The following is a 26,547-nucleotide window of genomic DNA, read 5'->3' as shown; positions in this document are numbered from 1 at the left end:
GATATCTCAGCAGTACCTATTTTGAAGAAAGAAACACATTTACCAGTAGTTGTAGATGTTACCCATTCAACAGGTCGTAAGGACTTATTATTACCAACAGCAAAAGCAGCATTAGCAATTGGAGCAGATGCGGTAATGGCTGAAGTACACCCTGATCCAGCAGTTGCATTATCAGATTCAGCTCAACAAATGAATATCCCACAATTTGAAGAATTTATGTTTGAGTTAAAAGACTTCCGTGCAAAACTTCAATCATAAATAATATTACTTAATGAAGGATAGGCGGTGAATGCCTTGAAAAAGAACGTCCTTTTAATTGGCACTGGATTAATCGGAGGCTCAATTGCCTTGGCAATAAAAAAAGTTCATGATGTAAATATAATTGGATATGATATAAACGAAAAACAACTTGAAATTGGTAAAAGAATTCAAGTTTTAGATGAAATCTCGGTACAGCTCAAAGACTGTGCCGAGAAGGCTCATCTAATCATTTTTTCTTGTCCTGTAGAGGAATCAATAAAATATATACATAAGTTAAGTGAATATGAACTTAAGAATGATGTCATATTAACTGATGTAGGTAGTACGAAAAGTGAAATTATGAGGCATTCGAAGACTCTTACAGATAAAGGTTATTGCTTTATTGGAGGTCATCCAATGGCAGGCTCCCATAAAACGGGCATCGAGAGTGCAAAAGTTCATTTATTTGAAAATGCATATTTTATTTTGACACCAAGTAAAAATACTAAAAATGATCAAATTGATGAATTAAAAGAATGGCTTAAAGGAACAGGTTCACATTTTGTTGTAATTGATGAAGAAACACATGATCAAATTACCGGAGTGGTAAGCCATTTTCCACATCTCATTGCTTCTAATCTTGTTAAGCAAGTTAAAACCTACGCGAAGGACGAGCCTTTAGTAACAGCTTTAGCTGCCGGAGGGTTTCGAGATATTACTAGGATTGCATCAAGCAGCCCAAAAATGTGGACTGATATTGTGATTCAAAATAAAGATACATTGCTTTCATTAATTTCGAATTGGATTGATGATATGAAACAAATGTATCAGCTTGTTGAAAGCCAGGATAAAGAAGATATCTTTCATTATTTCAAGGAATCAAAAGATTTTAGAGACAACATGCCAGCAAAAGCAAATGGCGCCATCCCAAGTTATTTTGATTTGTATGTAGACGTTTTAGATCGGGTCGGTGAGCTTGCTAACATCACGACAATCTTATCGATTCACCAAGTAAGCATTACGAATCTAAGGATCATAGAATCACGTGAAGGTTTACCAGGTGTACTAAGAATAAGCCTTCAAACAGAAAATGACAGAGAGAAAGCTGAAAAATTCCTAAATGTTAATGGTTATGAGACATACATTGTTTCATAAAAAATTAAGTTTTTAGGACTTTGTCTATACACTAAAAAAGCACTTTTCAAAAGTGCTTTTTTTGGTTAAATAACGACAACTAATCAAGTCATTTGCTAATCTGGTAACTTCTCTCTGACATTTCAAATAAAAATGAATAGTCAGTCTCTTTTAAGTACCAATTTTCTGAACTTTATATTATAATTTAGTAGGTTAGGTTTTTAATTCGTTAAACATGGAGGGATATCAATGTCTCAGTTTGAAAAATCATTAGAAAAATATGCTGAACTTGCGGTAAAAAGTGGTGTTAATATCGTACCAGGACAAACATTACAAATAAATGCACCAATCGGAGCTGCAGAATTCGTTCGTAAAGTAGTAAAATTCGCTTACGAAGCTGGAGCTAAAAATGTAAACATCGATTGGAATGATGATGTAATTACTCGTACTAAATATGAACTAGCTCCTGATGAAGTTTTTGAAGAATTTCCAGGCTGGAAAGTAACAGCAATGGAAGAATTAGCTGAAAATGGCGGTGCTGTTTTATCTGTAATTTCACCAAACCCAGAATTATTAAAAGGGATCGATCCAAAACGTATTGCAAATTTTAATAAAACAGCTAGCAAAGCACTACATAATTATCGTGAATACATGATGGCTGATAGAATTCGTTGGTCAATCGTAGCTATTCCATGTGTTGAATGGGCTGAAAAAGTTTATCCAAATGAACCAATTGATAAAGCGATGGATTTACTTTGGGATTCAGTATTCAAAATTTGCCGAGTTGACAATGAAAATCCAGTTGAAGCTTGGGTTAAACATAACGATTTCTTACAAGAAAAAGTTGTTCAATTAAATGACAAACGTTACAAAACATTACATTACACAGCACCTGGTACTGATTTGAAACTAGATTTAGTAGATAATCATGTATGGAAAGGTGGAGGAGCGAACAGTGAAGATGGAAAATGGTTTAATCCTAATATTCCAACTGAAGAAGTTTTCTCTATGCCACATAGCCATGGTGTAAATGGTACTGTTCAAGCGACATTACCATTAAATTACGGTGGAAATTTAATTGAAAACTTCTCTTTAACATTTAAAGATGGTAAAGTTGTCGATTTCACAGCTGAAAAAGGCTATGAAACTTTACAACACTTATTAGATACTGATGAAGGTGCTCGCCGTCTAGGTGAAGTAGCATTAGTACCACATGATTCACCAATTTCAAATACAGGTTTAATTTTCTTCAACACATTATATGATGAAAATGCTTCTTGCCACTTAGCTTTAGGTAAAGCATATCCAAACAATATGAAGGATGGAGAAAAATTACCTTCAGAAGAGCAAGAAAAATTAGGAATCAACCAAAGTTTAACTCACGTTGATTTTATGATCGGATCAGCGGAATTAAACATCGATGGAATTAAAGAAGACGGTACAGTTGAACCAATCATGAGAAATGGTAACTGGGCTTTTTAATAGTAAATAAAAAGAAAAGGGGAGTCTCAAAAGATTTTTTGAGACTCCCCTTTATTTTTACTGTTCTTAAATTGTTTGAAAATGATCGTTACTTCTTAAAACCGTTATAAAACCATCTAATATTGTATGACTAACAGAGAAACCCTTACGTTTATAAAATTCTAGAGCGTCTTCATTTCCATTTGAAACATAGATAAAATAATCCTCTACATCATCAAATTGCTTTAGCCAGTTCATTGACATTTTGAATAGTTTAGAGCCTACTCCATATTTTCTATATTCTTCTTTAATGTAAAATTGAGATAAACATCCAACATTCTTTTTATGGACTGAAGAAAGGTCAAAAAAAGTTGCAAATTCGCTTGAATATACTTCTTTTGGAGAAATATTTGAATAAACGTAACCAACAATTTGATCTTCATCTTTCACGATCACAATATAATTATGTATAGCCTTTTTTACTGAAGGAACCATACGTGAATCGAAATTCATACGATCAAACAACTCTGGTTTTATCTTCGCTTTTGCCTTCTGAAAAGTCATTAATTCATTACATAAATCTCTACATAATTCCATTTGATTTTCGTCAATCACTTCATAAGTTAAATTCATCTTGTCACCCCTCATTAAAATTGATTCTTTAGCTTTAAATAAATTTCGTATGATTTAATTTTAATCTATAAGTACTGGAAAACAAATGAAATAATAAGTTGATCCGTTTTTGGTATATAATGGAAGTGTCATCTAGAATCAATTCATCATTCTACACATAAATCAAATGGAGGATGAGAAAATGAAAGATCTTAAGTATGAGTTTTATATTGGAGCTAAAGCTGAAGAGGTGTGGAACATATTTGTTTCGCCAGAAGGAACTAAAGCTATCTTTTTTGGTTGTATTTTAAAATCAACATTTGAAGTCGGAGCACAATATGAATATGTCGGACCAGGAGAAGCTGGAGATCATACAGTGCATGTTTATGGTGAAATTCTAGCATTTGAGCCTCATAAAATGATGAGTTATACAGAACATCCAGGCCCAGTTTACCGTGAAAATCATGCTGAATTAGAAACTAGAATTACACTTACACTTGAAGAGATGGGTGAATGCACAAAATTAACACTAGTAAACGACAAATGGCCAGAAAATCACCCTTCATATGAAAATACGAAATCAACCTGGCCAATGATTTTAAGTAATGTAAAAACTTATGCAGAAACTGGTAAAACACTAGATTTCGGCTGGTGAAAATTGAAAATAAAAAAAACCTCTTGGAACAGAGGTTTCAGTGTGTAGACAAAGTTCTAAAATTTGATTTTCAGACTGATTGAAAACGCTTGTCTTTCGAGACGCGAAGGCAGGTGAGGAGCGGAGTTACCTTTGACGGTAATGAGCACCGCAGACAGACGAAGCAACGAAGAAAGCGAGCGTTTGGCGGGCAGTCTGAAACCTCTGGGAACAGAGGTTTTTGTTTTGAATTTAAATTTATCGGTTCATCTAAAAATATGAAAACCGACATATGCACTACAAATACTAATAATAGTAGATAAAATGATATAAGATAACGCAGTTTTATACTTTTTTGCAACCAATAATTGAATCGATTCGTAACCAAATGTAGAAAAGGTTGTAAACCCACCTAATATTCCAACCCCAATAAACAGCCACATTGTAGTAGAAATCGATTTATCGAGATATAAATGGTTTAGTAAACCTAAAATAAACGATCCGAGTATGTTTATAACGAATGTTCCAGCAGGGAAATTTGTTTTAACTTTTTTATTAACATAGTTTCCAAGGGCATAACGAAAAATTGCTCCGATTCCCCCACCTATTCCAACAATAAAAATCATGATGAGGTTTCTCCTTTTACTTTGTTGAATTTCTCAGCCACTTTAAAACCAAGATACGCCGAACTTATTCCGATCACTAAACTTAAGATGATATAAAATAAACTTACTAGCAATTTTTTTTCATCCATCAGAGCAACATTTTCAAGTGAAAAAGTAGAGAATGTAGTGAATGCTCCAGTAAATCCAGTTCCGATTAGTAAAGTATATTCAGGTTTTAATTTAACTTTAGCCATCGGTAAAAAGAAACCTAAAAAGAAGCATCCTATTATATTAATTAAAAACGTTTGAATTGGAAATCCATTTGAAAGAGGATGGATTGATAGACCTATTAGGTAACGAAGAATTGCTCCAAAAAATCCTCCGATTAGTATTAATAAATAATTCATTTCACACCTCATAAATACAATATAAAAACGCCCCTAGGAGCGTTTGTCAATAGTCTGAAAGTCAAGTTTTTAGTACTTTGTCTACACACTGAAACGCTCCTTAGAGCGTTTTTTTTGTTAGTTTACAATAAAAAAAGCAATAATTGAAACTAAGTTATTTAAAAAATGGGCAAAAATCGTAACTTCGATTTTTTTTGTTTTGATATAGATAATACCAAAAATTAAACCAGCTAAAGAATAAGATAGTAATGCATAGATTGAAAAACCAGCAAGCATATGCAATAAACCAAACCCAAATGAACTTACAATTAAACCAATAATCGGCGAGTTTTTAAAAATCGATCCAATAATTAACTTTCGTGTAATCCATTCTTCTTTTATTGGTGCAAGAATAACTGCAGATATAATCATAAGGACTGGATTTGTCCGTAATAAGCCTTCCACTGCTTTTTGGTTATCTGGCGTAGCAATTGAGTAATTGAAATGTTGAAAAATAACATCAAGAAGTTGTGAAGAAGCCATAAGAACTACGTATGCTCCTAAAACGATCACAACATCAATCACATTTATATTTATTCGTCTTAAAGTTAGAAGTCCTTTTTTCTTCGTATAATAATAGAGCCATAATAAGCTGAGGACACCAAAAATTGAATCCGAATAAATTGATACGGTATTTACAAGATTATCAAATTGTTTTTCAGTAAGGTTTATATCCGCAACACTAACAAAAATCATACCCCATATTGAAGCAATCAAGATTAGTAAGTTCAAGCCAACAATAAATATTAAAAAATAGTAGCCAAGTGTTTTTAAGGCGGACTTACGTTCATTCGGAATATTTTCTGGAATGATTGTTTTATAGTTTAATTCATTATCCAAATCGGCTCCTCCAATTTTTTGATCTATGTTCATAAACTTTCTAATTTATATTTATACTAACATACTCTATTTTATCTTAAATTTAAAGCTGAAAGAACTAGAAATAGAATATATGAGTATAATTCTTTTAAAAGCTTTGTTATTTAATATATGAAAGATTGAGTGGATTATATGAGTTGAGAATGTACTAAAACATAATTAAAAAAACAAGGTATGCTAATATACCTTGTTTTAATAAGTTCGTATCCAAACTCATGCCCAAATCAATTCAGCTGTTCTACTTGATCTCTAATCATTTCCATTTTATAGTCTAATGAATTTACAGTTGCAGAAGCTTCATTCAGACTTTCGATAATTGCTTTTGGAACCTTTTTATTGTATTTATAAAAAATCTTGTGTTCAAGGCTTGCCCAGAAATCCATTGCAACGGTTCTAATTTGGATTTCCACTTTTACTCTTTTCGTTTCAGAAGCAAGGAAAATAGGAATTTCAATAATCATATGAAAGCTTTTATAGCCATTTGGTTTTGGATTTTTTATATAATCTTTTATTTCTATTATATAGATATCATCTTGTTGTTTTAATAGTTCATAGATCATATAAATATCACTAATAAATGAACAACTAATACGAACGCCAGCTATATCACTCATATAATTTTCCAAATTATATTGGGTAAGTTCTAATCCTTTTCGCTCAAGCTTTTCTATTATACTGTCAGGTTTTTTTAAGCGTGATTTTACGTGTTCTATTGGATTATGATTATGAGTTAAAGTAAATTCTTCATTTAAAATTCTAATTTTAGTATTGATTTCATCTAACGCAAATTTATATATTAAAAGTGTGTTAGTCCATTCACCTAAGCTTTGATCTTTCAACATAGGCAACCTCCTAATGTATATTACATCAGTAATTGTACCAGCTTAATGTGAACTCAGTGTGAAATCTTGGTGAACAGTTAGTGACAAATAAAATACAGGGATTTTATTTGTTTTCGGTAAAGGGAATAGTAAAGGGTAGCAATGGCAGGTTCATTAAAGAAGTAGAGAGTGCAAGTGATATTATAAGAATAAACAATTTATAGAAGCGAAAGTAAGACATTTAGGGCTTTGTTAGTTTTGGAATAATATGTTATAAATTTATATATATAATTTTAGTTAGGAGTACATTGATGAAACAGAGTTTTTATCGTTTGTTTATAGAGTTGACGAATAATCGTTTTACTTCGGGTCTTTTGCGTAGGCTTGCTACTTCTAGATTTAGTAGGGTTTTTATTAATCCTTATATTAAAGCTTTTAATTTAAATATGGATGAGAGTAAAGAGACTGTTTTTCCTACTTTACATGCTTTGTTTACTAGAGAACTAAAGCAAAATGCTAGACCGATTCATGCTGGAGAAAGTGAATTAGCTTGTCCGGTAGATGGTGTGTTAGAGTCATGTGGGAAAATTGAGATGGATATTAAATTTGTCGTTAAAGGAAAGACATATAGCATTATTGAGATGTTAGGTTCAAAGGAAATGGCAGATAAATATGATGAGGGCTATTATATGGTCTTGTATTTAAGTCCTAGCCATTACCATCGTATACATAGCCCGATCGAAGGCGAAATTGTATCACAATTCGAGTTAGGTGCTAAATCTTATCCAGTAAATAAAGCAGGATTAACTTATGGTAAAGATCCACTTTCAAAAAATTATCGAGTTATTTCAGAAGTATTATGCTCTGAAAACAATAAACATGTTGCGATGATTAAAGTTGGTGCTATGTTTGTTAACACAATCGTAGTAACCAAAAAAGAAAAGCGTTTGAAAAAAGGTGAAGAAGTAGGGTATTTTTCTTTCGGTTCTACAGTTGTTTTACTTTTTGAAGCTAATAGTTTTTCACCAAATTTGAAACTTCAATCTGGCCAAGCAATCAGAGTTGGTCAAAATCTTGGTAAATTACACTAAGTATGCACTTTTTTTCACGAAATGAGGGCCATCGTATAGAAAGATGGTTCTTTTTCTGTTATTGTAAAAAGTGCTTGTATTTTAATTTCACTTGTATTATTTGCATATATTGAAAATAATAAAAATGTTTAAGATGTTTTTTTTATATAGTAATCTAGACCTCTTCGTTTAATTTCTTTTTCAATTAAATAAATGAAGGCAGGATCAAGCTGTAAACCTAGAGCTTTTTTGTAGGACTCAAGTAACAACTCATCATTTAATTTGTACATATTATTTGCCCGGTTGGGCATTCACCTCCGAGTGAGAAAAGTTTTTTGAATTTCTTCGTAAACTTAATGTATCAAATTTTTAAAAATAGAACAATCGTTCGTTTATCCACAGAAATAGGTGGATAAGTTGTGGGTAAATTGTTTATATATTCTAAAAAAGGTAGATTCTTGGACTAAGGATAATGTGTATAAGATTTATCCACAGTTAGAATGATTGTAGTTATTTGTCGAACGATTTTAAGAATATATTGAGGTGTAATAATGTTTAATAAATTTTTACCGAGTGAAACTGTTAATAATGTTTATGCAATTACGCCTGAGCATTTAAAAGGCTTAGGAATAAAAGGGATCATTACTGATTTAGATAACACATTAGTAGAGTGGGACCGTCCATTAGCTACTCCAGAGCTAACGAAATGGTTTAAAAGCATGGATGATGCAGGGATCAAAATTACAGTTGTATCGAATAACAATGCTGAGCGTGTTGGAAAGTTTTGTGATCCTTTAGGAATTCCATTCATTCATCGTGCGCGTAAGCCACTCGCTACATCATATAAAAAAGCATATAAACAAATGAATTTAAAGCCAAATGAAGTCGTGATGATTGGTGATCAGTTGCTTACAGACGTATTTGGTGGTAATCGTCAAGGAATTCATACAATTTTAGTTGTTCCGGTTGCAAGTACAGATGGAATTTGGACAAGATTTAATCGAATGGTAGAACGTAGAATTCTTTCATCCTTAAGGAAGCAAGGATTGCTACAATGGGAGGATAAAAAGTGAGTAATACAGAAGTTAGATGTATTGGTTGTGGGGTTGAAATTCAAACAGAAGATAAGAATAAGCTTGGATATGCACCTCCATCTTCATTAGAAAAAGAAGAGATTATTTGCCAACGTTGTTTCCGTTTAAAAAACTATAATGAGATTCAAGATGTAGAGTTGACTGATTCTGACTTTATTCGTATCTTAAATGGGATAGGTTCTAAGGATTGTCTTGTTATTAAAGTTGTTGATGTTTTTGATTTTTCTGGTAGCTGGTTAAATGGAATTAATCGATTCGTTGGAAACAACAAAATATTATTAGTTGGAAATAAGGCAGATTTAATTCCAAAGTCAGTTAAGAAAAATAAGCTTACGCAATGGATGAGCGGAACTGCAAAACGTTGGGGACTTATACCTGTAAGTGTTCATTTAATTAGTGCAGTAAAAGGCACTGGTATAGATGAATTAGCTGAAAGTATTGAAAAGCATCGTGAGGGTAAGGATGTATACGTTGTAGGTTGTACAAATGTTGGAAAATCAACATTTATCAATACGATGATTAAACGTTATAGTGAAGAGAATAGTAATATCATTACAACATCGCATTTTCCGGGTACAACACTTGATATGATTCAAATCCCACTTGATGATCAGAGTGATCTAATTGATACACCAGGTATTATTAATCATCATCAAATGGCTCATTTCGTTGATAAAAAAGGTTTAAAGATTATTACACCGAAAAAAGAAATTAAGCCTATGGTTTATCAATTAAATGAAGGACAAACATTATTCTTTGGTGGATTAGCTCGTTTTGATTATTTAGAGGGTGGAAGACGTTCTTTTACTTGTCACTTCTCAAACGAATTATCAATTCATCGTACTAAACAAGAAAATGCTGATGATTTATATGAAAGACAAGCTGGGGAATTATTAGTCCCACCATATGGTGAACAAATTAATGAGCTTCCTAAATTAGTGAAACATGAATTTATGATAAAAGATGCTAAAACTGATATAGTTTATTCAGGGTTAGGATGGATCACAGTGAATGAACCAGGTGCTAAAATTGTTGCTCATGTACCAAAAGGTGTATCTGTAACTCTTCGTAATTCTATTATATAAGAATAATTTGGGGGCTGAGAAATGAAAGACCAATATTATGTAATCGGTCAACCGATTGGTCATTCAATGTCACCAACTATGCATAATGAATGGTTTGGCTCTAATCAGATTTCGGGTCACTATTCTGCAAAAGAAGTTGGGATAACAGAATTAGAATCAGTTATGACAGAATTTCGTTCAACAGTTAAAGGATTTAATGTAACAGCACCACTAAAAGTAGAAATTATGCAGTACTTAGATGAAATAGATCCATTAGCAAAAGCAATTGGGGCAGTTAATACTGTCATCAATAAAAATGGAAAACTTTATGGTAAAAATACGGATGGAATCGGTTATTGTAGGGGCTTATCTTATGTTTTGAAAAATCCGATTGAAGATGAAAAGATTCTAATCATCGGTGCAGGCGGTGCAGCTAGAGCAATCCTTTATAGTTTACTGCACTTAGGGGTTAAGCATATTACAATCACCAACCGAACGTTAGAAAAAGCAGAGGATCTACTAGATGGTAAGCTGATGAATGAAGTTAATATTATGCCCATTTCAGATGCTGAAGAACATTTAGGTAACTTTTCTCTTATCATTCAAACAACTTCTGTTGGAATGAAGCCAAATGAAAATAGCACGCCAATAGCACTAACGAATTTATCACCAGATGCAATTGTATCGGACCTAATATATAGCCCATTTAAAACAGTATTCTTAAAAGAAGCTGAAGAAAGAAATGCGACTATACAAAACGGACTACCGATGTTTATATATCAAGGAGCATTAGCATTTCAAGAGTGGACGGGAATTTTTCCAAATACGATTGATGCATACTCATTATTAGAAAGAAAACTTGGAGGAACAAAATGTTAACAGGTAAACAAAAAAGATTTTTACGTTCGAAAGCTCATCACTTAAACCCTATTTTTCAAGTAGGTAAAGGTGGAGTTAATGAAAATATGGTTAAACAAATTTCAGAAGCGCTTGAAGTAAGGGAACTTTTAAAAGTAAGTATACTTCAAAATTGTGATGATGATCGTTATGATGTAGCGGATCAGCTTGTTGAAGGTACAAACGCTGAACTAGTACAAGTAATTGGACATACAGTTGTTTTATATAAAGAATCTGAAGAAAATAAAACAATCGTACTACCTTAATATGTAAAATACCGTTAATTAGAGGAGAAGCGGATTAATGGATAAACAAAAAGCACTTTCACTTGTAAAAGAAAAACTAACGAATGGGCGTTTTACACATACTATTGGTGTGATGGAAACAGCAGTTAGGCTAGCCGAAAAGTATGGTGCGGATGTAAAAAAAGCAGAACTAGCTGCAATTTTCCATGATGTCGCAAAATGCATGCCGATTAAAGACTTAAAATCAATAATGGAAGAAAATAAACTTTCATTAAAGCTTTTAAAGTACAATAAAGAATTATGGCATGCTCCTGTTGGTGCATATCTTACTGAACATGAATATGGAATTGATGATCAAGAGATATTACAAGCAATCACATATCATACAAGTGGTCATAAAGAGATGAATTTATTAGATAAAGTAATATATGTAGCAGATTATATTGAACCTAATCGTAATTTTCCAGGTGTAGAGGAAGCTCGTGGATTAGCGGATCAAGATTTAGATCGAGCTTTATTATTTGCATTAAAAAATACAATTACATTTTTGATTGATAAAGAACAAACAGTGTACCCATTAACGGTTAAAACATATAACTCAATATTAAAGCAAGTTAAAAGCCAGGGGGAATAAAAAAATGAATGAAAAAGAATTAATGAAGCTAGCTGTAAATGCTGCTGACGATAAAAAAGCTGAGGATTTAGTCGTATTAGATATGAAAGGAATCTCTGCAATTGCAGATTATTTCATTATTTGTCACGGTAATTCAGATAAGCAAGTTCAGGCTATTGCAAGAGAAGTGAAAGATCAAGCTCTACAAAATGGTAAAGATGTTAAACGTCTAGAAGGATTTGACGAAGCTCGTTGGGTATTAGTAGACATCGGTGACGTTGTCGTTCATGTTTTCCATCGTGACGAAAGAAACTATTACAACTTAGAAAAACTTTGGGGAGATGCACCTTCTCTTGATGTTTACGGAGAGCTTCTTTCATGACATACAATCGCTTCGCGTATTTGTATGATCAATTAATGAATGATGTCCCATATGAAAGATGGGTCCAATTCTTAAAAGATGTATTTCAAAAATATGAAATGCTTCAGCCTTCAATTTTAGATATTGGTTGTGGAACAGGCACATTGCCCATCTCATTGGCAAAAATGAATTATTCAATTAGCGGGGTTGATTTATCTGAGGAAATGTTAAGTGTTGCAATGGCTAAAGCCGAAATTGAAAAAGTTAATATCCCTTTTTTTCAACAAAATATGGTGGAATTAGAAGGGTTTGATCAATTAGATTGTGTAACAATTTTCTGCGATTCACTTAATTATTTAGAAACAGAAGATCAAGTGAAACAAACCTTTTTAAGAGTAAATGAAAGCTTAAAAGATAATGGTTTATTTTTATTTGATGTACATTCTCCATATAAAATTGAAGAAATCTTTGGTGAAGAGACATTTTTTATTGATGATGCAGAGTTAAGCTTAGTCTGGTCTTGTACGCAAGGGGAACATCCATTAAGTGTTGAACATGATTTAGTTTTCTTTATGAAAGAGGAAAATCGTGATTTATATGAACGCTTCGAAGAGTATCACAATCAAAGAACATTTCCAATAAATACGTATAAATCATTGTTAAATCAAACTGGATTCGAAGTAAAAGAAATCATAGCAGATTTCGATGAAGCTGTAGATGATACTTCTGAACGAATCTTTTTTATTGCAATGAAAAAATAAAAAAAACCCTTTAAGAAAATTCCTTTTCTTAAAGGGTTTTTTTCTTTGTTAGACGTACAAAATTGAATTTTGTATTTTTGTTACGAAAGGAGTAAAGCAGTATAATCATTTTAAAGTTAATCAAAATTGTTCCTTTACTCGCTCAATTTCCTTATCAAACTTATCATGTGTTTTTTCAAAAATTTCTTCGAATAAATCTCCTACTCGTGCTTCTAATACTTTAATACCTTCACCAGTAATTCCGCCTTTTACACATACCTTTTCTTGAAGTGTCTCAAGCGTAAAATGTTTTTGTTCAATTAGTTTTCCAAAACCAATAATCATTTCTTCAGCTAAGATCGTTGCTTGCTCTTTTGAAATTGAAGTTTGACAAACAGCCGCATCGATAAATTTTTGAAGCAAGTAACTAAAAAATGCGGGTCCACAGCTTGCGATATCCGATGAAACTCTTGTGATATCTTCTGTAATCATGACTGGCTTAGATATGTTCGAAAAAAGTTCGATTATTTGTCCCTTACTTTTGGCCGTACACCTCTTCCCGAAATTAACTAAAGTTACCCCACTCAAAGCTTGATTCGTAATACTTGGAATAACGCGTGCAACTTGACATGGTAAGATCGCCTCTAATTGTTCAACATTAATTGGACTAGTGATCGATATAACGCAATGTTTTTTAGTGAAATATTTTTGTAAAGATGATAAAAGTGGCTGAATTTCTAAAGGCTTTACACACACTAATACAATTTCAGAAGCGGTAATTACTTCTTTGGCTGTCTCAACAACTTTTAAATCAGGATATATATTTTTTAGCTCATAAGCTTTATACATTGAGCGGTTTGTAACAGTTATTTCGGAGGGCTTCACGGCATTTGATTTTATAAATCCATTGAGCAATATAGTGCCCATATTTCCTGTACCTATGATTCCTACGTTCATGAGTACATCCCTTCCTTTGCATACATTCTCTCCTACACTATATGAAGCAAGGTCGAAAATAATGATATAAGTTAAATGGAGGACTAATAATGAAAAAGTTAATTCATAATAAACTAGTTTGGCTCGGTCTCGTAATTGTTGGTATATTAGTCGTGAATTTTTATCAAACCGAGCGTAAAAATGAAGTGGTTTTGGCGAAACAATCAATTGAAGAAGAAATAGTAAAAAAGAAAGATGATCAGAAAAAAGAAGTTAGTATGCCAGTGAATTCAAAAGTATTTATGGTTGATGTAAAAGGTGCAATACAAAAACCAGGTGTAATCCAATGTAATGAAGGAGAACGTGTTTTTGACGTGATTAGATTGGCGGGGGGATTTAAAGAAAAAGCTGATGTTAATAAGGTTAATTTAGCCGAAAAAATAGTTGACGAGATGGTCATTTATGTACCGTTCATTGGAGAAGAAACCGATCAAACGATCATTACTAATAGAGGGGAAGAAACCAAACAAAATGAGATGATTGATATAAACCATGCATCACAGTCAGATTTGGAAAAAATACCGGGTGTTGGTCCAGCGAAAGCAAAAAATATTTTAGAGTATATTGATCAAAACGGACCATTTACTTCAGTAGAACAATTAGAATCTGTAAATGGAATCGGTAAAAAATCCCTTGAAAAAATGACTCCGTATATTGTCATTCGCTAATTAAATTATTATGAGTATTTATCTGGCTTATATTGTTTTTGTACAAATAATAACAATCGTCTTTTTTAAAAGCGATAATTTATTCTTTATATTAATATTACTCATTTTATTGATTTTTTTAGTCGGAAAGAAAAAATGGCTGCTTTTAATAATTTGTGTTATTTCGATATGTATTACCTCTAGTATATGTTACCTACAAAACAATAAAATGATTTCCTCTAAACCAAAGCCCTCGCAAAATGTTCGTGGTGAAATTACTTCTACTCCAATAATAGATGGGAATAAGGTTTCGTTTACATTTAAACTCCATAATCAAGAGATCTTACTTAATAGTTTTGCTAATACAAAAGAACAATTAAAAGTTTTTCAAAAAAGAAAAATTGGTGAAATATGTGAAGTGAAAGGTGAGGTTACATTGCCTTTAGAAAATTCGAACCCATACTTGTTTAATTATAAGAAATACTTATTAAATCAAGGGATTCACTGGATTATTACTGCTAATCCAAATAGTTTAGGGGATTGTGAAAATGGAAAACGAACCATCATTCAATCAATAAATTATAGTCGACATGCTTTAACTAAATATGTAGAGGTAAATTTTAATTCCAATACAGAAGGTTATATTAATGCTCTACTATTTGGGGACCGTACAAAAATGAATGCAATTACAGAATCTCAATATCAAATAGTTGGGATTGTGCATTTACTTGCGATTAGCGGTTCTCATATTAGTTTATTGAGTCTTGGTATCTATTTTCTATTAATTAGAATTGGAGTAACGAAGGAAACCAGTTTATTTATAACGATTTTGTGTATTATATCGTATGGATTTCTTGCAGGTGCTTCAGCATCAGTTGTCAGGGCAGTTATTATTGGGGTTCTAGTTTGTTTCTACAAGTTAGCAAAAATGAAAGTTGACATTACTTCACTATTATTCACTTCTTGTATAATCATGTTATTTGCAAAACCAAATTATATTGATGATATTGGATTTCAATTTTCCTTTGTAACAAGTTTTGTACTGGTTTTAACTTCTGAACAAATATTAAATTACAAATCTTGGTATGCAAGGGCTCTTTATACATCGAGTATTACCCAATTAGCATCAATCCCTATATTACTTTTTAATTTTCATGAATTATCACCATACAGTATAATAATCAACTTACTTTTCATTCCTTATATTAGTTTTATTATAATGCCACTATGTATTTTTTGTTTTGGTTTAAGTTTTATTAATTTAGAAATCAGCGAAATGTTAACATTATTGCTAACATTCTTTATTAACATGTCAGATAAATTATTGAGTATTTGCATGCAATTACCATTTATTAAGTTGATTTTTATACATCCTTCAAAAGGAATACTGTTTATTTATATCGTGTTAATATTTTTAATTTTATACTTTATGGAAAGTCAGAAAGATAAGAAATTATTGATGAATTGCCTGATTGGATTTTTTATTCTTATTTTCGGTCATTTTGTATATCCATCATTTAACCCTGTAGGGAAGATTATGTTTATAGATGTAGGTCAAGGAGACTGTATACTGATAAAATTGCCTTTTAATAAAGGGAATTATGTAATTGATACTGGAGGTAAGTTAACTGGTAAAGAAGAAACATGGATGAAGCGTAAAAAACCTTTTTCAACTGGCAATGATCTATTGATTCCAATATTAAAAGGAGAAGGTATTAGTAAAATAGATAAATTAATATTTACACATGGTGACATTGATCATATTGGAGGTGGAAAAGAGGTACTACAGTCATTTAATGTTAAACAATTAATCGTAGGTGACAAGACGGAATTTACTTCAGCAGAAAAAGAAAGAATTAGTATAGCCATAAAAAAGGGAGTCGAAATTAAAAAAATAAGCGAAGGTATGAGTTGGAAAATCGATACAAATTATTTTCAAGTGATTTCGCCAATTAAAGACTATGTAGGTGAGGAAAACCAAGGGTCAATTGTTTTAAAGGCATACATAGGCGGAAAGAATTGGATGTTTTCTGGTGATTTAGATGAAAATGGAGAAAATCGACTTATCTCTAAATATCCTGATTTAAAGGCAGATGTTTTGAAGATAGGGCATCATGGGAGCAAAACATCTACTTCCGAAAGTTTTATTAAAGCAGTTATGCCTAAAATTGGCATTATTTCAGTTGGCGAAAAAAATCGATATGGTCATCCAACAAAAGAAGTACTTGATCGATTAAAAAAGTACAATGTTAAAACCTTACGTACTGATGAACTTGGTGCAATAACTTATGAATTTAAAAAAGGACAAGGTACCATCTTTACATTTAAAGCATATCGTAAAACAAATAACAGAAACAAAGAAAGAAATTAAAAAGACTGCCGAGGCAGTCCCGTCATTTGATTCTATGTATTATCTCGTAACAAACTCCACAATTGTTGCGATGATAAATAGAGTAGCGAAGAAACCAAATGAAACAGCAAAGCCAACGCCAGAATCTGTTGAATCATTACGTTTGCTTTGAACATTTTTTTCAAAAGTATTCACAAATAACCCCTCCTAATTCAATTTTAGTATAAATCAATATAACTAAAAAATCCATAGTATGTTTGTTTTAGTTATACCGTTTTAAATGAAGAAACCGGGTCTTTATTTAAAACGTTAATATAAATTAGAGATTAGTATTTACTAATCTCTTCCTTCTCATGTAGGACATGTTATACTATACTAAGAAAATTAGTGTAGAGGAGCAAAACATGATTAATGATTTACATAAAAAATTGAAAAAGAATGTGTCGCCAATGTATTTATTGGTAGGTACTGAAGATTTTTTACTTCAAGAAGCAGAAAACTTAATCGTGAAAGCAGCTTTACAAGGAGAAATTGATGATTTTAACTATCAAACATATGATTTAAAAGAGTCTTATTTAAGTGAAGCTCTTGAGGATGCACAAACACCGTCCTTTTTCGGTGGAAATAAAGTCATCATCATAAAATCATGTTTGTTTTTAACAGCTCAAAAAGAAAAAATTGTACAAGATATAGAACCACTATTTGATTATATTGAAAATCCTGCGCCTTTTACTACTGTTGTTTTTGTTGCTCCTTTTGAAAAATTGGATGAGCGGAAAAAAGTAACAAAAGCGATAAAAAAACAAGTAGAGCTAGTTGAATGTCATCCTGTTGAAACGAGTAATTTAGACGGCTGGATTAAAGAGCGGTTCACTGGGAATGTAACGATTACTAAAGATGCAATTGAAAAATTAAAATTACTCGTTGGAAATAATTTATCAATTTTAAAACTTGAATGTGAGAAGCTACAATTGTTTATTGGGAATGAAGGCGAAGTTGATGCAGACCTAGTAGAAATGATGGTAGCAAAAACAATTGAACAAAACGTTTTTTCTCTTATTGAAAAAACAGCAGTAAGACAGACAACTGAGGCACTTAAAATTCTTCATGAATTATTATTTATAGGTGAAGAACCGATAAAAATAGTAGCCTTGTTAGCTAGTCAGTTTAGATTATTATACGGAATAAAACAATTATCAAGTAGTGGATATTCAAATAATCAAATTGCCTCTTCAGTTGGTGTATCACCAGGAAGAGTGTTTTATGGACAAAAGCAAGCGAATAACTTTCAAGCAAGTGAATTGAAAGAAGCAATACGATTAATTGCTGAAGTTGATTACAAAATGAAAACTGGTCAAGGAGATAAGGTTATGATCCTTGAAATGTTGATTCTTCAATTAAATAAATAATTGTAAGAAATTCAGTCTTAAATGAGTATAGTTTAAAAATTTAAAAACAAATCAAATGGCAGTCCGATAACATTAAATTGGACTGCCATTTTTGTGTTTATAAAAAGGCCACGATTATCAGTCTACAACTTTTACAATTTGTTATAATGTAGTAATTGTTAGAATTTACCAAGAAGAGCTATTTGGGAGATGGGTGAATGAAGGAAATTCCTAAAGAAATAAACGTTGTATTAGAAACATACTTACAATATTTTGATTTAAAATTACCCAATTTAATTGATTCATTTTATCTTTATGGTTCGATTACATTAGGTGCTTTTAAGAATGGATTTAGCGATATTGATTTTATAGCAGTTGTTAAGCGTAAAGTATCTGATGCAGATGTAAAAATACTGAGAGAAATTCATAAAGATATGCAAAGAAAGTTTCCTAATACAATTTTGGATGGGTGGTATATTCTTAATGAAGATACCATGTCCTTAAATGAAGAAGGAAATTTATGTATTCGTTTCAATGATGGGAAGTTTCAAGGTTTAAATAAATTTCAAAAGAACTCCATAGATGCTTTTCAATTAAAAAAATACGGCATAACTGTCAGAGGGCTAAATATTGATAATGTGGATATTTCGGTAAACTGGGATACAATACTAGCTAATATGAGAGACAATCTTAATTCTTATTGGCTTAGCTGGTTAAACAACAGTAAGAAGTTTCCTACAGTTAAATACTTGAGTTTATTTATAAGTTTAAGAAGTATTGAATGGGGAATTTTGGGAATTTCTCGACTTTATTATACATTTAAAGAAAAAGATATTACATCGAAAGTAGGAGCAGGTGAATATGTTTTAGAGGTTGTACCCAAAAGATGGCATAAGATTATAAACGAGTCAATGAGATTACGAACTGATCAAAAAAAATCATATTACAAATCAATTTTTACAAGAAGAAAAGATGCAATTGATTATATGGAGTTTATGATTCGCGAATGTAATAAACTTATACGATAAGTGGACCTGTCTTTTGAAATTAAAAAACAAAACTTTATTGCACGAAAAAATGGTGTCTCAGATGAGACACCATTTAATTCATTACGCGTTCATAGCGTTAACTTTTTTAGCTAAACGAGACTTTTGACGTGAAGCAGCGTTTTTGTGGATTAGATTGCTGTTAACAGCTTTATCTAATTTTTTAGAAGCAGTTAATAAAGCTTCTTGCGCTTTTTCAGTTTCGTTATTAGTAACTAAAGCTTCAACAGTTTTCACTGCAGTACGCATTTCTGATTTTAGAGATGCGTTGTGAGCACGATGAGCTTCAGCTGTTTTTACACGTTTAATAGCTGATTTAATATTTGGCATACCTTTCACCTCCCGAATGCAGTCGAGAAATTTGCCTCGAATACAAATAGAACAAAACTTATTTTATCAAAACAAGTCCCATTTTGCAATAGAATTCATAAAGCTATTTTCGCCTTTTCAAAAGAAAAATAAACAACTCGTTTAGAATTGGTAACATCTAGCTAAACTAGTTAAGAACAGAATTGTTAAATTTCGATGAGTATTGTGGAGGCTAGATAAATGAGTGAGTTAGATTTAAGTCAATATAGTGTTCGAACAGATTTAGCAGTAGAGGCAAAAGAGATGCTCGAGGAGCGTGAACAGACAAAGGAAGAAATTACCGGCGTAATCGTCAAAGAACGTGAAGCAGATGGTGTTAGTATTTCTCATGTTCATATTAAAGAATCAGCATCTGAAAGAATAGGTAAAAAGCCAGGGAATTATTTAACACTTCAAGTTCAGGGAATTCGTGAACAAGATACTGAACTTCAAGAAAAGGTTGAAAAAGTTTTTGCAAACGAGTTTTCTGCATTCCTAAAAAATTTAGGCATTACGGAAGATCAAACTTGTTTAGTAGTCGGATTAGGAAATTGGAATGTGACACCTGATGCACTTGGTCCAATGGTTGTTGAAAATTTAGTTGTTACGAAGCATCTTTTTGAATTACAGCCTGAGAGTGTACAAGATGGATATCGTCCAGTTTGTGCTTTATCCCCTGGTGTAATGGGGATAACAGGAATTGAAACGAGCGATATTATTTCAGGTGTTATTGATAAGGTAAAACCAGATTTTGTTATTGCAATTGATGCGCTTGCAGCTAGGTCCATTGAGCGAGTTAATACAACAATCCAAATTACAGATAATGGCATTCATCCAGGTTCTGGAATAGGGAATAAACGTAAGGAACTAAGTAAAGAAACACTAGGTATTCCAGTAATTGCTATTGGCGTTCCAACTGTTGTTGATGCTGTTGCTATTACAAGTGATACAATTGACTTCATTTTAAAACATTTTGGACGAGAAATGAAAGAGGGAGACAAGCCTGCTAAAGCGCTTATCCCTTCAGGAATGGCATTTGGAGAAAAGAAAAAGTATACCGACGAAGATATGCCTAATGAAAAAGAACGAATGGCATTTATGGGGATTGTAGGAACACTTGAAGAGAATGAAAAACGGAAATTAATTCATGAAGTACTATCACCACTAGGTCATAACTTAATGGTTACACCAAAAGAAGTGGATACATTTATTGAAGATATGGCAAATATTATTGCTGGCGGAATGAACGCTGCTCTGCATTCTAAAATTAATCAAGACAATATTGGCTCATATACTCATTAATATTTCGTAAGTGAGGAGAAACAAATGAAATATATGGTTCGGTATTTTACACTAATCATCATTTTTTCGATAACAATCATTACTTGTATGCAAGTTGCGAAAGATGGAATAAGTAAAGTTACTTCAACTGATTACTATCATGTAGACGATGTAGTAAAAATCTCAAAAGAAGATGGGAAAGCTGGTCCAGTACTTTTTGGAAAGGATTACACGAAAGAAGGACTAGCAATTAGAGAAGATCATTTAGAAAGATTAGGGGCATTTAATTATTTTACAGTTGTTGGTAAAGGACTATCCCATTTTGTTACGTATGTAACTGAAAAAGGGGTTAAGATTGTTGAAAAAATTCCTTCTATTATTGATAGCTTTAATTAGACCTTCTAAACTTCATTCGACATATACTGCTAATATAGATTGAATATTTCCCTATTTCTTTGATATAATCAAAACTATCTATGCTGTCGAGAAATTTAGGAGTGATGAAATGAATAAAGAGTCAAGATCAGAAAGACAAAAGAGAATTAGAAACTTTTCAATCATCGCACACATTGACCATGGAAAATCTACATTAGCAGATAGAATTCTTGAGAAAACAAATGCATTAACTCAGCGTGAGATGAAGTCTCAGCTATTAGACTCAATGGATTTAGAGCGTGAACGTGGAATTACCATTAAATTAAATGCTGTGCAGTTACAATATAAAGCTAAAAATGGAGAAGAATATATTCTTCATTTAATTGATACACCTGGACATGTCGACTTCACTTATGAAGTTTCACGTAGTTTAGCTGCTTGTGAAGGCGCAATTCTTGTAGTTGATGCTGCACAAGGTATCGAAGCACAAACATTGGCGAACGTATATTTAGCTTTAGACAATGATTTAGAAATCTTACCAGTTATTAATAAGATTGACTTACCGAGTGCAGAGCCTGAGCGTGTAAGACAAGAAGTTGAAGAGGTAATTGGATTAGATGCTTCTGAAGCGGTATTAGCATCTGCTAAAGCAGGAATCGGAATAGAAGAAATTCTAGAACAAATCGTAGAAAAAGTACCAGCTCCAACAGGTGATCCAGATGCGCCTTTAAAAGCACTTATTTTTGATTCATTATTCGATCCATATCGTGGTGTTGTAGCTTATATTCGTATCGTAGATGGTACTGTAAAAGTAGGGCAAAAAATTAAAATGATGGCTACAGGTAAAGAATTCGAAGTAGTTGAAGCTGGAGTATTCACTCCTCGTACTACACAACGAGATGAATTAACTGTAGGTGACGTAGGTTTCTTAACAGCTTCTATTAAGAATGTTGGAGATACTCGCGTTGGGGATACAATTACCCTTGCTGAAAATCCAGCAACTGAGCCACTACCAGGTTATCGTAAATTAAATCCTATGGTATTCTGTGGATTATATCCAATTGATACTTCTAAATATAATGATTTACGTGATGCACTTGAAAAGCTTCAATTAAATGATGCAGCTTTACAATTTGAAGCAGAAACTTCACAAGCTTTAGGATTTGGTTTCCGTTGTGGATTTTTAGGATTATTACACATGGAAATCATTCAAGAGCGTATTGAACGTGAATTTAAAATTGATTTAATTACAACAGCACCAAGTGTTATCTATAATGTTTATACAACAAAAGACGAAATGATTATCGTTGATAACCCTGCTCATATGCCAGACCCTCAATCAATTGATCGAGTGGAAGAGCCTTACGTAAAAGCAAAAATCATGGTTCCAAATGACTTTGTTGGAGCAATCATGGAGCTTTGCCAAAAGAAACGCGGAAACTTTATCGATATGCAATATTTAGATGCAAACCGCGTAACATTAACTTACGAAATTCCATTATCTGAAATTGTTTATGATTTCTTTGACCAATTAAAATCTAGTACAAAAGGTTATGCATCATTTGACTATGAGCTAATTGGCTACAAAGTTTCTAAACTTGTTAAAATGGATATTTTATTAAACGGTGAACAAGTAGATGCTCTATCATTTATCGTTCATAGAGACGCTGCTTATGATCGTGGGAAAATTATCGTTGAAAAATTAAAAGAACTTATTCCAAGACAACAGTTTGAAGTACCAGTTCAAGCGGCAATCGGACAAAAAATCGTTGCTCGTTCAACAATTAAGTCAATGGGTAAAAACGTATTAGCTAAATGTTACGGTGGGGATATCTCTCGTAAACGTAAGCTATTAGATAAGCAAAAAGAAGGTAAAAAGCGAATGAAAGCTGTAGGATCTGTAGAAGTTCCACAAGAGGCATTCATGGCTGTTTTACGTATGGATGACTAATAATTAATAGGAATTCATCCTAAAAATGCCACCGTAATTTTTTTACGGTGGCATTTTTAATTTAAGAAATCATTATTTTTTTACCCAAATTGTTATTAATAAAAAGTAAGATGTAAATAATGATTAGTAATAGTAAAGCGATTAATTAGACAAATATGATAAGAAAATATACAATCATAAAGTTAAAATCAACAAAAGTCCCTGAATCTCACCTTAGATGGTATTGAATCAGGGGCTTTTCACATAGAAAAGAGGAGAAGGTATGGCATCTTCCGTTTATATTCATATACCATTTTGTCAGCAGATTTGTTACTACTGCGATTTTAATAAATTTATGATGGACCGTCAGCCGGTTGATCAATATTTAGAATATCTTGAGAAAGAAATTGTTGAAAGTCTAAAAAGAAATCCGATTTCAGATTTGAAAACAGTTTTTGTAGGTGGAGGAACTCCTACCGCATTAACTTTGCCTCAAACTCAAACGTTAGTAGATATGATTAATAAACATATCATTAAAGGGAACAAAGAAATTGAAATGACTTTTGAAAGTAATCCGAATGAAATTTCAAAAGAGAAGCTTCAAATTTTAAAAGATGGTGGAGTGAATCGAATTAGTTTTGGAGCGCAAACATTTGATGAAGGTTTACTTAAAAAGATTGGAAGAACACATTCACCTAATGAAATAGAAGAAGCAATTCAAACTGCAAAAGAAGTTGGAATTGATAATATCAATCTTGATTTAATGTATGCATTACCTGGTCAAACAATGGAACAATTCATTGATTCTTTAGATAAAGCGATGAAGTTACCGATTCAGCATATCTCGGCATATTCATTAATTATTGAACCAAAAACGGTTTTTTACATAGAAATGAATAGGGGCAAGCTTAAACCAGCCCCAGAAGAAGATGAAGCGGCTATGTATGACTTTTTAATGAAATATTTAGAGAAAAAGGGCTTTCACCAATATGAAATCAGCAATTTTGAAAAAAGTGGCTTAGAAAGTAAGCATAATCTTGTTTATTGGAATAATGAAGAGTATTTTGGATTTGGTGCAGGAGCACATGGCTATATTAATGGAATTCGATATTCAAATGCTGGGCCTTTAAAGAAATATTTTCAGTTGATCGATGATACTGGTGTCCCTATTGTTCATGAGCATACGGTAACGAAGCAAGAAAAAATGGAAGAAGAAATGTTTTTAGGGCTACGTAAAATGCAGGGAGTTTCTGAAAGAAAGTTCCAAGAAAAATTTGGCTCAAACTTTAATGAAGTATTTCCGAACGTAATTGAAAAACTAATGAGAGATGGATTAGTCGAGATGAATGGAGTATTTCTTCGATTAACTCACAAAGGGAAGTTACTAGGAAACGAAGTATTTCAAGCATTTTTACTTTAAAAGTAGTAAGTGTGAACAGCAGGAGAACCGGATTAGATATTGGACAATAGTTAAATCAGATGTATTAAATAGTTCCTAATCCATTTAATCCTGCACTTCTTTTTTCCTTCCTTTAACTTCTTGACATCGTATAAAGGATTTGTTAAGTTAATAATATATTTAGCACTCACTAGATAAGAGTGCTAATAGAGGTGATAAACATGTTGACTGAAAGACAGTTATTGATACTCCAAATTATTATCGATGACTTTATTCGCATGGCACAACCTGTTGGTTCAAGGAGTTTATCTAAAAAGGAAGGTATTTCATTTAGTTCAGCAACGATACGAAATGAGATGGCTGATTTAGAGGAACTTGGTTATATTGAAAAGCCTCATAGCTCTGCAGGTCGAATCCCTTCTGAAAAAGGGTATCGTTTTTATGTAGACCATCTGTTATCACCACAAATTGTTAATGACGATGATGTTCGTTCGATAAAAGGTATTTTTGCCGAACGTATTTTTGAAATAGAAAAGCTTGTGAAAAATTCAGCTGATATACTATCTGATTTAACAAATTACACAACAATTGCTCTAGGACCAAAAGTTACTGAAAATAAGCTAAAAAATATTCAGCTTATTCCTATAGGACCTAATACAGCAGTATCAATTATTGTGACAGACACAGGTATTGTTAAAAATCGAACAGTAACGATACCACCTGGTGTGTCTATGAGTGATATTGAGAAAATGGTAAATATTTTAAATGAGCGACTAGTAAATGTTCCAATTCATCAAATAAATGACAAGCTTTATAAAGAAATTGCAATGATTTTACGTACGCATATTTCAAATTATGAAAGTATTATTAAGATGATTGGTGGCACTATTGACGTACCGATTGAACAAAAGCTGATTTTAAGTGGAAAAACGAATATTTTAGCTCAACCAGAATTTCATAATGTTGAGACAATGAAAGTATTGTTAAACATGATTGAAAAGCAAGATGAACTAAAAAGTATTATTCCTTTTGAACAGATGGGTTTAAGTGTCAAAATTGGTAAGGAAAATGAAAAGTCTGGATTAGAAAATGTAAGTATCATTAGCGCAACCTATTCATTAGGTGAAGATCAAATTGGTACAATCGCAGTATTAGGACCAACTCGAATGGAATACTCCCGAGTAATCTCATTAATGCATTTAATAACAGGGCAATTGAATTTATTATTTTCATCTAAGGATGTTGAATAAATCCATTGTGAAAAGAAACAATGGATTACATATAAAAAAATAGGAGGTGAAGGTGACATGACAGAACGTCAGGAAGAACTTTTAAATGAAGAAGTAGTGAATGAAGAAACTACTGTTGAAGAACCTTCAATCTTTACAGAAGAGAAAACTGACAATGTGATTTCTTCTGAAGAAGAGCTTCAAAAACTTCGTGCTGAAGTGGATGAGAAGGAAAATAAGTACTTACGTCTACATGCTGATTTCGAAAATTATAAACGTCGTGCACTTTTAGACCAACAATCATTAATGACTTATCGTGCTCAAAGTTTAGTAACTGATTTATTACCAGTACTAGATAATTTCGAACGTGCACTACAAGTTGAAGCAACAGACGAGCAAACTGCTTCTTTAAAACAAGGTATGGAAATGGTTTACCGTTTACTTGTTGAAGCTGTGAAAAAAGAAGGGGTAGAAGAAATCCCGGCACTAGGTGAACAATTCGATCCGAATGTCCATCAAGCTGTTATGCAAGAAAGTGATGATTCTAAACCATCTAATGAAGTTTTACAAGAATTCCAAAAAGGCTATAAGCTAAAGGACAGAGTAATTCGTCCATCAATGGTGAAAGTAAACGAGTAATTC

30 protein-coding genes and 1 pseudogene are annotated in these 26,547 nt (G+C 32.3%); 22 read left to right on the top strand and 9 right to left on the bottom strand.

Translation table 11 applies throughout. The annotated features are described in order from the left end of the window. The 3 genes and pseudogenes from ACFVRR_RS17225 to ACFVRR_RS17215 form a co-directional block, all read left to right on the top strand. Positions 1-258: pseudogene (locus ACFVRR_RS17225) on the top strand (bifunctional 3-deoxy-7-phosphoheptulonate synthase/chorismate mutase); the annotation flags it as partial. Between the two features lie 36 nt (positions 259-294). Further along, positions 295-1,395: a prephenate dehydrogenase gene (locus ACFVRR_RS17220; RefSeq protein ID WP_387331051.1), complete on the top strand. Its 1,101-nt coding sequence runs from the start codon at positions 295-297 to the stop codon at positions 1,393-1,395. A gap of 228 nt (positions 1,396-1,623) precedes the next feature. Continuing rightward, a complete protein-coding gene (locus tag ACFVRR_RS17215; RefSeq protein WP_387331049.1) occupies positions 1,624-2,856 on the top strand; it encodes an aminopeptidase in 1,233 nt (410 codons plus the stop codon). A 66-nt stretch (positions 2,857-2,922) separates the two neighbouring features. Here ACFVRR_RS17215 and ACFVRR_RS17210 read toward each other — a convergent pair whose 3' ends face one another. Continuing rightward, a complete protein-coding gene (locus ACFVRR_RS17210; protein ID WP_387331046.1) occupies positions 2,923-3,468 on the bottom strand; it encodes a GNAT family N-acetyltransferase in 546 nt (181 codons plus the stop codon). Positions 3,469-3,649: 181 nt separating this feature from the next. Between ACFVRR_RS17210 and ACFVRR_RS17205 the strand changes: the two genes are divergently transcribed. Further along, positions 3,650-4,102: an SRPBCC family protein gene (locus tag ACFVRR_RS17205; protein ID WP_387331043.1), complete on the top strand. Its 453-nt coding sequence runs from the start codon at positions 3,650-3,652 to the stop codon at positions 4,100-4,102. A 245-nt stretch (positions 4,103-4,347) separates the two neighbouring features. On the opposite strand, the gene crcB (ACFVRR_RS17200) is transcribed toward ACFVRR_RS17205, so the two are convergent. From crcB (ACFVRR_RS17200) to ACFVRR_RS17185, 4 genes are all read right to left on the bottom strand, one after another. Next, the gene (gene crcB / locus ACFVRR_RS17200; RefSeq protein ID WP_387331040.1) at positions 4,348-4,707 is read right to left on the bottom strand and encodes a fluoride efflux transporter CrcB; all 360 of its coding nucleotides are present in this window, start codon (positions 4,705-4,707) and stop codon (positions 4,348-4,350) included. After that, a complete protein-coding gene (gene crcB, locus ACFVRR_RS17195) occupies positions 4,704-5,093 on the bottom strand; it encodes a fluoride efflux transporter CrcB (protein ID WP_387331038.1) in 390 nt (129 codons plus the stop codon). Before crcB (ACFVRR_RS17195) ends, crcB (ACFVRR_RS17200) begins: the two co-directional genes overlap by 4 nt. Positions 5,094-5,210: 117 nt before the next feature. Further along, a complete protein-coding gene (locus ACFVRR_RS17190; protein ID WP_176522628.1) occupies positions 5,211-5,972 on the bottom strand; it encodes a CPBP family intramembrane glutamic endopeptidase in 762 nt (253 codons plus the stop codon). 263 nt (positions 5,973-6,235) lie between these two features. Beyond that, positions 6,236-6,853, bottom strand: coding sequence for a GTP pyrophosphokinase (locus ACFVRR_RS17185; RefSeq protein ID WP_129688132.1), 618 nt, complete (start codon positions 6,851-6,853; stop codon positions 6,236-6,238). Between the two features lie 290 nt (positions 6,854-7,143). On the opposite strand from ACFVRR_RS17185, the gene ACFVRR_RS17180 reads away from it, so the two are divergent. Then, a complete protein-coding gene (locus ACFVRR_RS17180; protein ID WP_097978165.1) occupies positions 7,144-7,923 on the top strand; it encodes a phosphatidylserine decarboxylase in 780 nt (259 codons plus the stop codon). A gap of 128 nt (positions 7,924-8,051) precedes the next feature. Here ACFVRR_RS17180 and sda read toward each other — a convergent pair whose 3' ends face one another. Continuing rightward, on the bottom strand, positions 8,052-8,213 hold the full coding sequence (gene sda / locus ACFVRR_RS17175) for a sporulation histidine kinase inhibitor Sda (protein ID WP_387331033.1): 162 nt from the start codon (positions 8,211-8,213) through the stop codon (positions 8,052-8,054). 240 nt (positions 8,214-8,453) lie between these two features. Here sda and ACFVRR_RS17170 point away from each other — a divergent pair, with 240 nt between their 5' ends. From ACFVRR_RS17170 to ACFVRR_RS17140, 7 genes are read left to right on the top strand one after another with little or no spacing between them, the layout of a single operon-like run. Further along, positions 8,454-8,975: a YqeG family HAD IIIA-type phosphatase gene (locus ACFVRR_RS17170; RefSeq protein WP_069035111.1), complete on the top strand. Its 522-nt coding sequence runs from the start codon at positions 8,454-8,456 to the stop codon at positions 8,973-8,975. After that, complete coding sequence (gene yqeH, locus ACFVRR_RS17165; RefSeq protein ID WP_387331030.1) at positions 8,972-10,081, top strand: ribosome biogenesis GTPase YqeH; 1,110 nt, start codon at positions 8,972-8,974, stop codon at positions 10,079-10,081. Before ACFVRR_RS17170 ends, yqeH begins: the two co-directional genes overlap by 4 nt. Positions 10,082-10,102: 21 nt before the next feature. Beyond that, positions 10,103-10,939 (top strand): shikimate dehydrogenase, encoded by an 837-nt coding sequence (gene aroE, locus ACFVRR_RS17160; protein ID WP_097978162.1) that lies wholly within the window; start codon positions 10,103-10,105, stop codon positions 10,937-10,939. Beyond that, the gene (yhbY, locus tag ACFVRR_RS17155; protein WP_097978161.1) at positions 10,933-11,223 is read left to right on the top strand and encodes a ribosome assembly RNA-binding protein YhbY; all 291 of its coding nucleotides are present in this window, start codon (positions 10,933-10,935) and stop codon (positions 11,221-11,223) included. Before aroE ends, yhbY begins: the two co-directional genes overlap by 7 nt. A gap of 37 nt (positions 11,224-11,260) precedes the next feature. After that, complete coding sequence (gene yqeK / locus ACFVRR_RS17150) at positions 11,261-11,836, top strand: bis(5'-nucleosyl)-tetraphosphatase (symmetrical) YqeK (protein ID WP_097978160.1); 576 nt, start codon at positions 11,261-11,263, stop codon at positions 11,834-11,836. Between the two features lie 4 nt (positions 11,837-11,840). After that, entirely contained in the window at positions 11,841-12,197 is a 357-nt protein-coding gene (gene rsfS / locus ACFVRR_RS17145; RefSeq protein ID WP_097978159.1) for a ribosome silencing factor, read from the top strand. Further along, positions 12,194-12,937, top strand: coding sequence for a class I SAM-dependent DNA methyltransferase (locus tag ACFVRR_RS17140; protein WP_387331025.1), 744 nt, complete (start codon positions 12,194-12,196; stop codon positions 12,935-12,937). Before rsfS ends, ACFVRR_RS17140 begins: the two co-directional genes overlap by 4 nt. A 120-nt stretch (positions 12,938-13,057) precedes the next feature. Here the strand turns inward: ACFVRR_RS17140 and comER are convergent, their stop codons facing one another. Further along, on the bottom strand, positions 13,058-13,873 hold the full coding sequence (gene comER, locus ACFVRR_RS17135; RefSeq protein WP_387331022.1) for a late competence protein ComER: 816 nt from the start codon (positions 13,871-13,873) through the stop codon (positions 13,058-13,060). Positions 13,874-13,962: 89 nt separating this feature from the next. On the opposite strand from comER, the gene ACFVRR_RS17130 reads away from it, so the two are divergent. Next, entirely contained in the window at positions 13,963-14,580 is a 618-nt protein-coding gene (locus ACFVRR_RS17130; RefSeq protein WP_387331019.1) for a helix-hairpin-helix domain-containing protein, read from the top strand. A 10-nt stretch (positions 14,581-14,590) separates the two neighbouring features. Beyond that, on the top strand, positions 14,591-16,930 hold the full coding sequence (locus ACFVRR_RS17125; protein WP_387331016.1) for a DNA internalization-related competence protein ComEC/Rec2: 2,340 nt from the start codon (positions 14,591-14,593) through the stop codon (positions 16,928-16,930). Between the two features lie 39 nt (positions 16,931-16,969). On the opposite strand, the gene ACFVRR_RS17120 is transcribed toward ACFVRR_RS17125, so the two are convergent. Next, a complete protein-coding gene (locus ACFVRR_RS17120) occupies positions 16,970-17,104 on the bottom strand; it encodes a YqzM family protein (protein WP_097978154.1) in 135 nt (44 codons plus the stop codon). Between the two features lie 209 nt (positions 17,105-17,313). Between ACFVRR_RS17120 and holA the strand changes: the two genes are divergently transcribed. Both holA and ACFVRR_RS17110 read left to right on the top strand, forming a co-directional pair. After that, entirely contained in the window at positions 17,314-18,318 is a 1,005-nt protein-coding gene (gene holA / locus ACFVRR_RS17115) for a DNA polymerase III subunit delta (protein ID WP_176522626.1), read from the top strand. Between the two features lie 197 nt (positions 18,319-18,515). Further along, positions 18,516-19,325: an aminoglycoside adenylyltransferase domain-containing protein gene (locus ACFVRR_RS17110; RefSeq protein WP_387331012.1), complete on the top strand. Its 810-nt coding sequence runs from the start codon at positions 18,516-18,518 to the stop codon at positions 19,323-19,325. A gap of 81 nt (positions 19,326-19,406) precedes the next feature. Here ACFVRR_RS17110 and rpsT read toward each other — a convergent pair whose 3' ends face one another. After that, a complete protein-coding gene (gene rpsT / locus ACFVRR_RS17105) occupies positions 19,407-19,673 on the bottom strand; it encodes a 30S ribosomal protein S20 (protein WP_056472820.1) in 267 nt (88 codons plus the stop codon). Between the two features lie 219 nt (positions 19,674-19,892). Here rpsT and gpr point away from each other — a divergent pair, with 219 nt between their 5' ends. From gpr to grpE, 6 genes are all read left to right on the top strand, one after another. Further along, positions 19,893-20,993, top strand: a complete 1,101-nt coding sequence (gene gpr, locus ACFVRR_RS17100) for a GPR endopeptidase (RefSeq protein ID WP_387331008.1) — start codon at positions 19,893-19,895, stop codon at positions 20,991-20,993. 24 nt (positions 20,994-21,017) lie between these two features. Continuing rightward, a complete protein-coding gene (locus ACFVRR_RS17095) occupies positions 21,018-21,368 on the top strand; it encodes a DUF3679 domain-containing protein (RefSeq protein WP_069035097.1) in 351 nt (116 codons plus the stop codon). A 109-nt stretch (positions 21,369-21,477) separates the two neighbouring features. Continuing rightward, entirely contained in the window at positions 21,478-23,298 is a 1,821-nt protein-coding gene (lepA, locus tag ACFVRR_RS17090; protein ID WP_387331005.1) for a translation elongation factor 4, read from the top strand. 262 nt (positions 23,299-23,560) lie between these two features. Then, complete coding sequence (hemW, locus tag ACFVRR_RS17085) at positions 23,561-24,697, top strand: radical SAM family heme chaperone HemW (RefSeq protein ID WP_387331002.1); 1,137 nt, start codon at positions 23,561-23,563, stop codon at positions 24,695-24,697. Positions 24,698-24,897: 200 nt separating this feature from the next. Then, positions 24,898-25,926: a heat-inducible transcriptional repressor HrcA gene (gene hrcA / locus ACFVRR_RS17080; RefSeq protein WP_387330999.1), complete on the top strand. Its 1,029-nt coding sequence runs from the start codon at positions 24,898-24,900 to the stop codon at positions 25,924-25,926. Positions 25,927-25,983: 57 nt separating this feature from the next. Beyond that, positions 25,984-26,544: a nucleotide exchange factor GrpE gene (gene grpE / locus ACFVRR_RS17075; protein ID WP_387330996.1), complete on the top strand. Its 561-nt coding sequence runs from the start codon at positions 25,984-25,986 to the stop codon at positions 26,542-26,544. Positions 26,545-26,547: the final 3 nt, after the last annotated feature.

It is taken from the genome of Gottfriedia sp. NPDC057948 (genome assembly GCF_042887255.1).
In the GTDB taxonomy this organism is placed as follows: Bacteria; Bacillota; Bacilli; order Bacillales; family Bacillaceae_G; genus Gottfriedia.
This window is presented reverse-complemented; position numbering and strand designations above follow the sequence as displayed.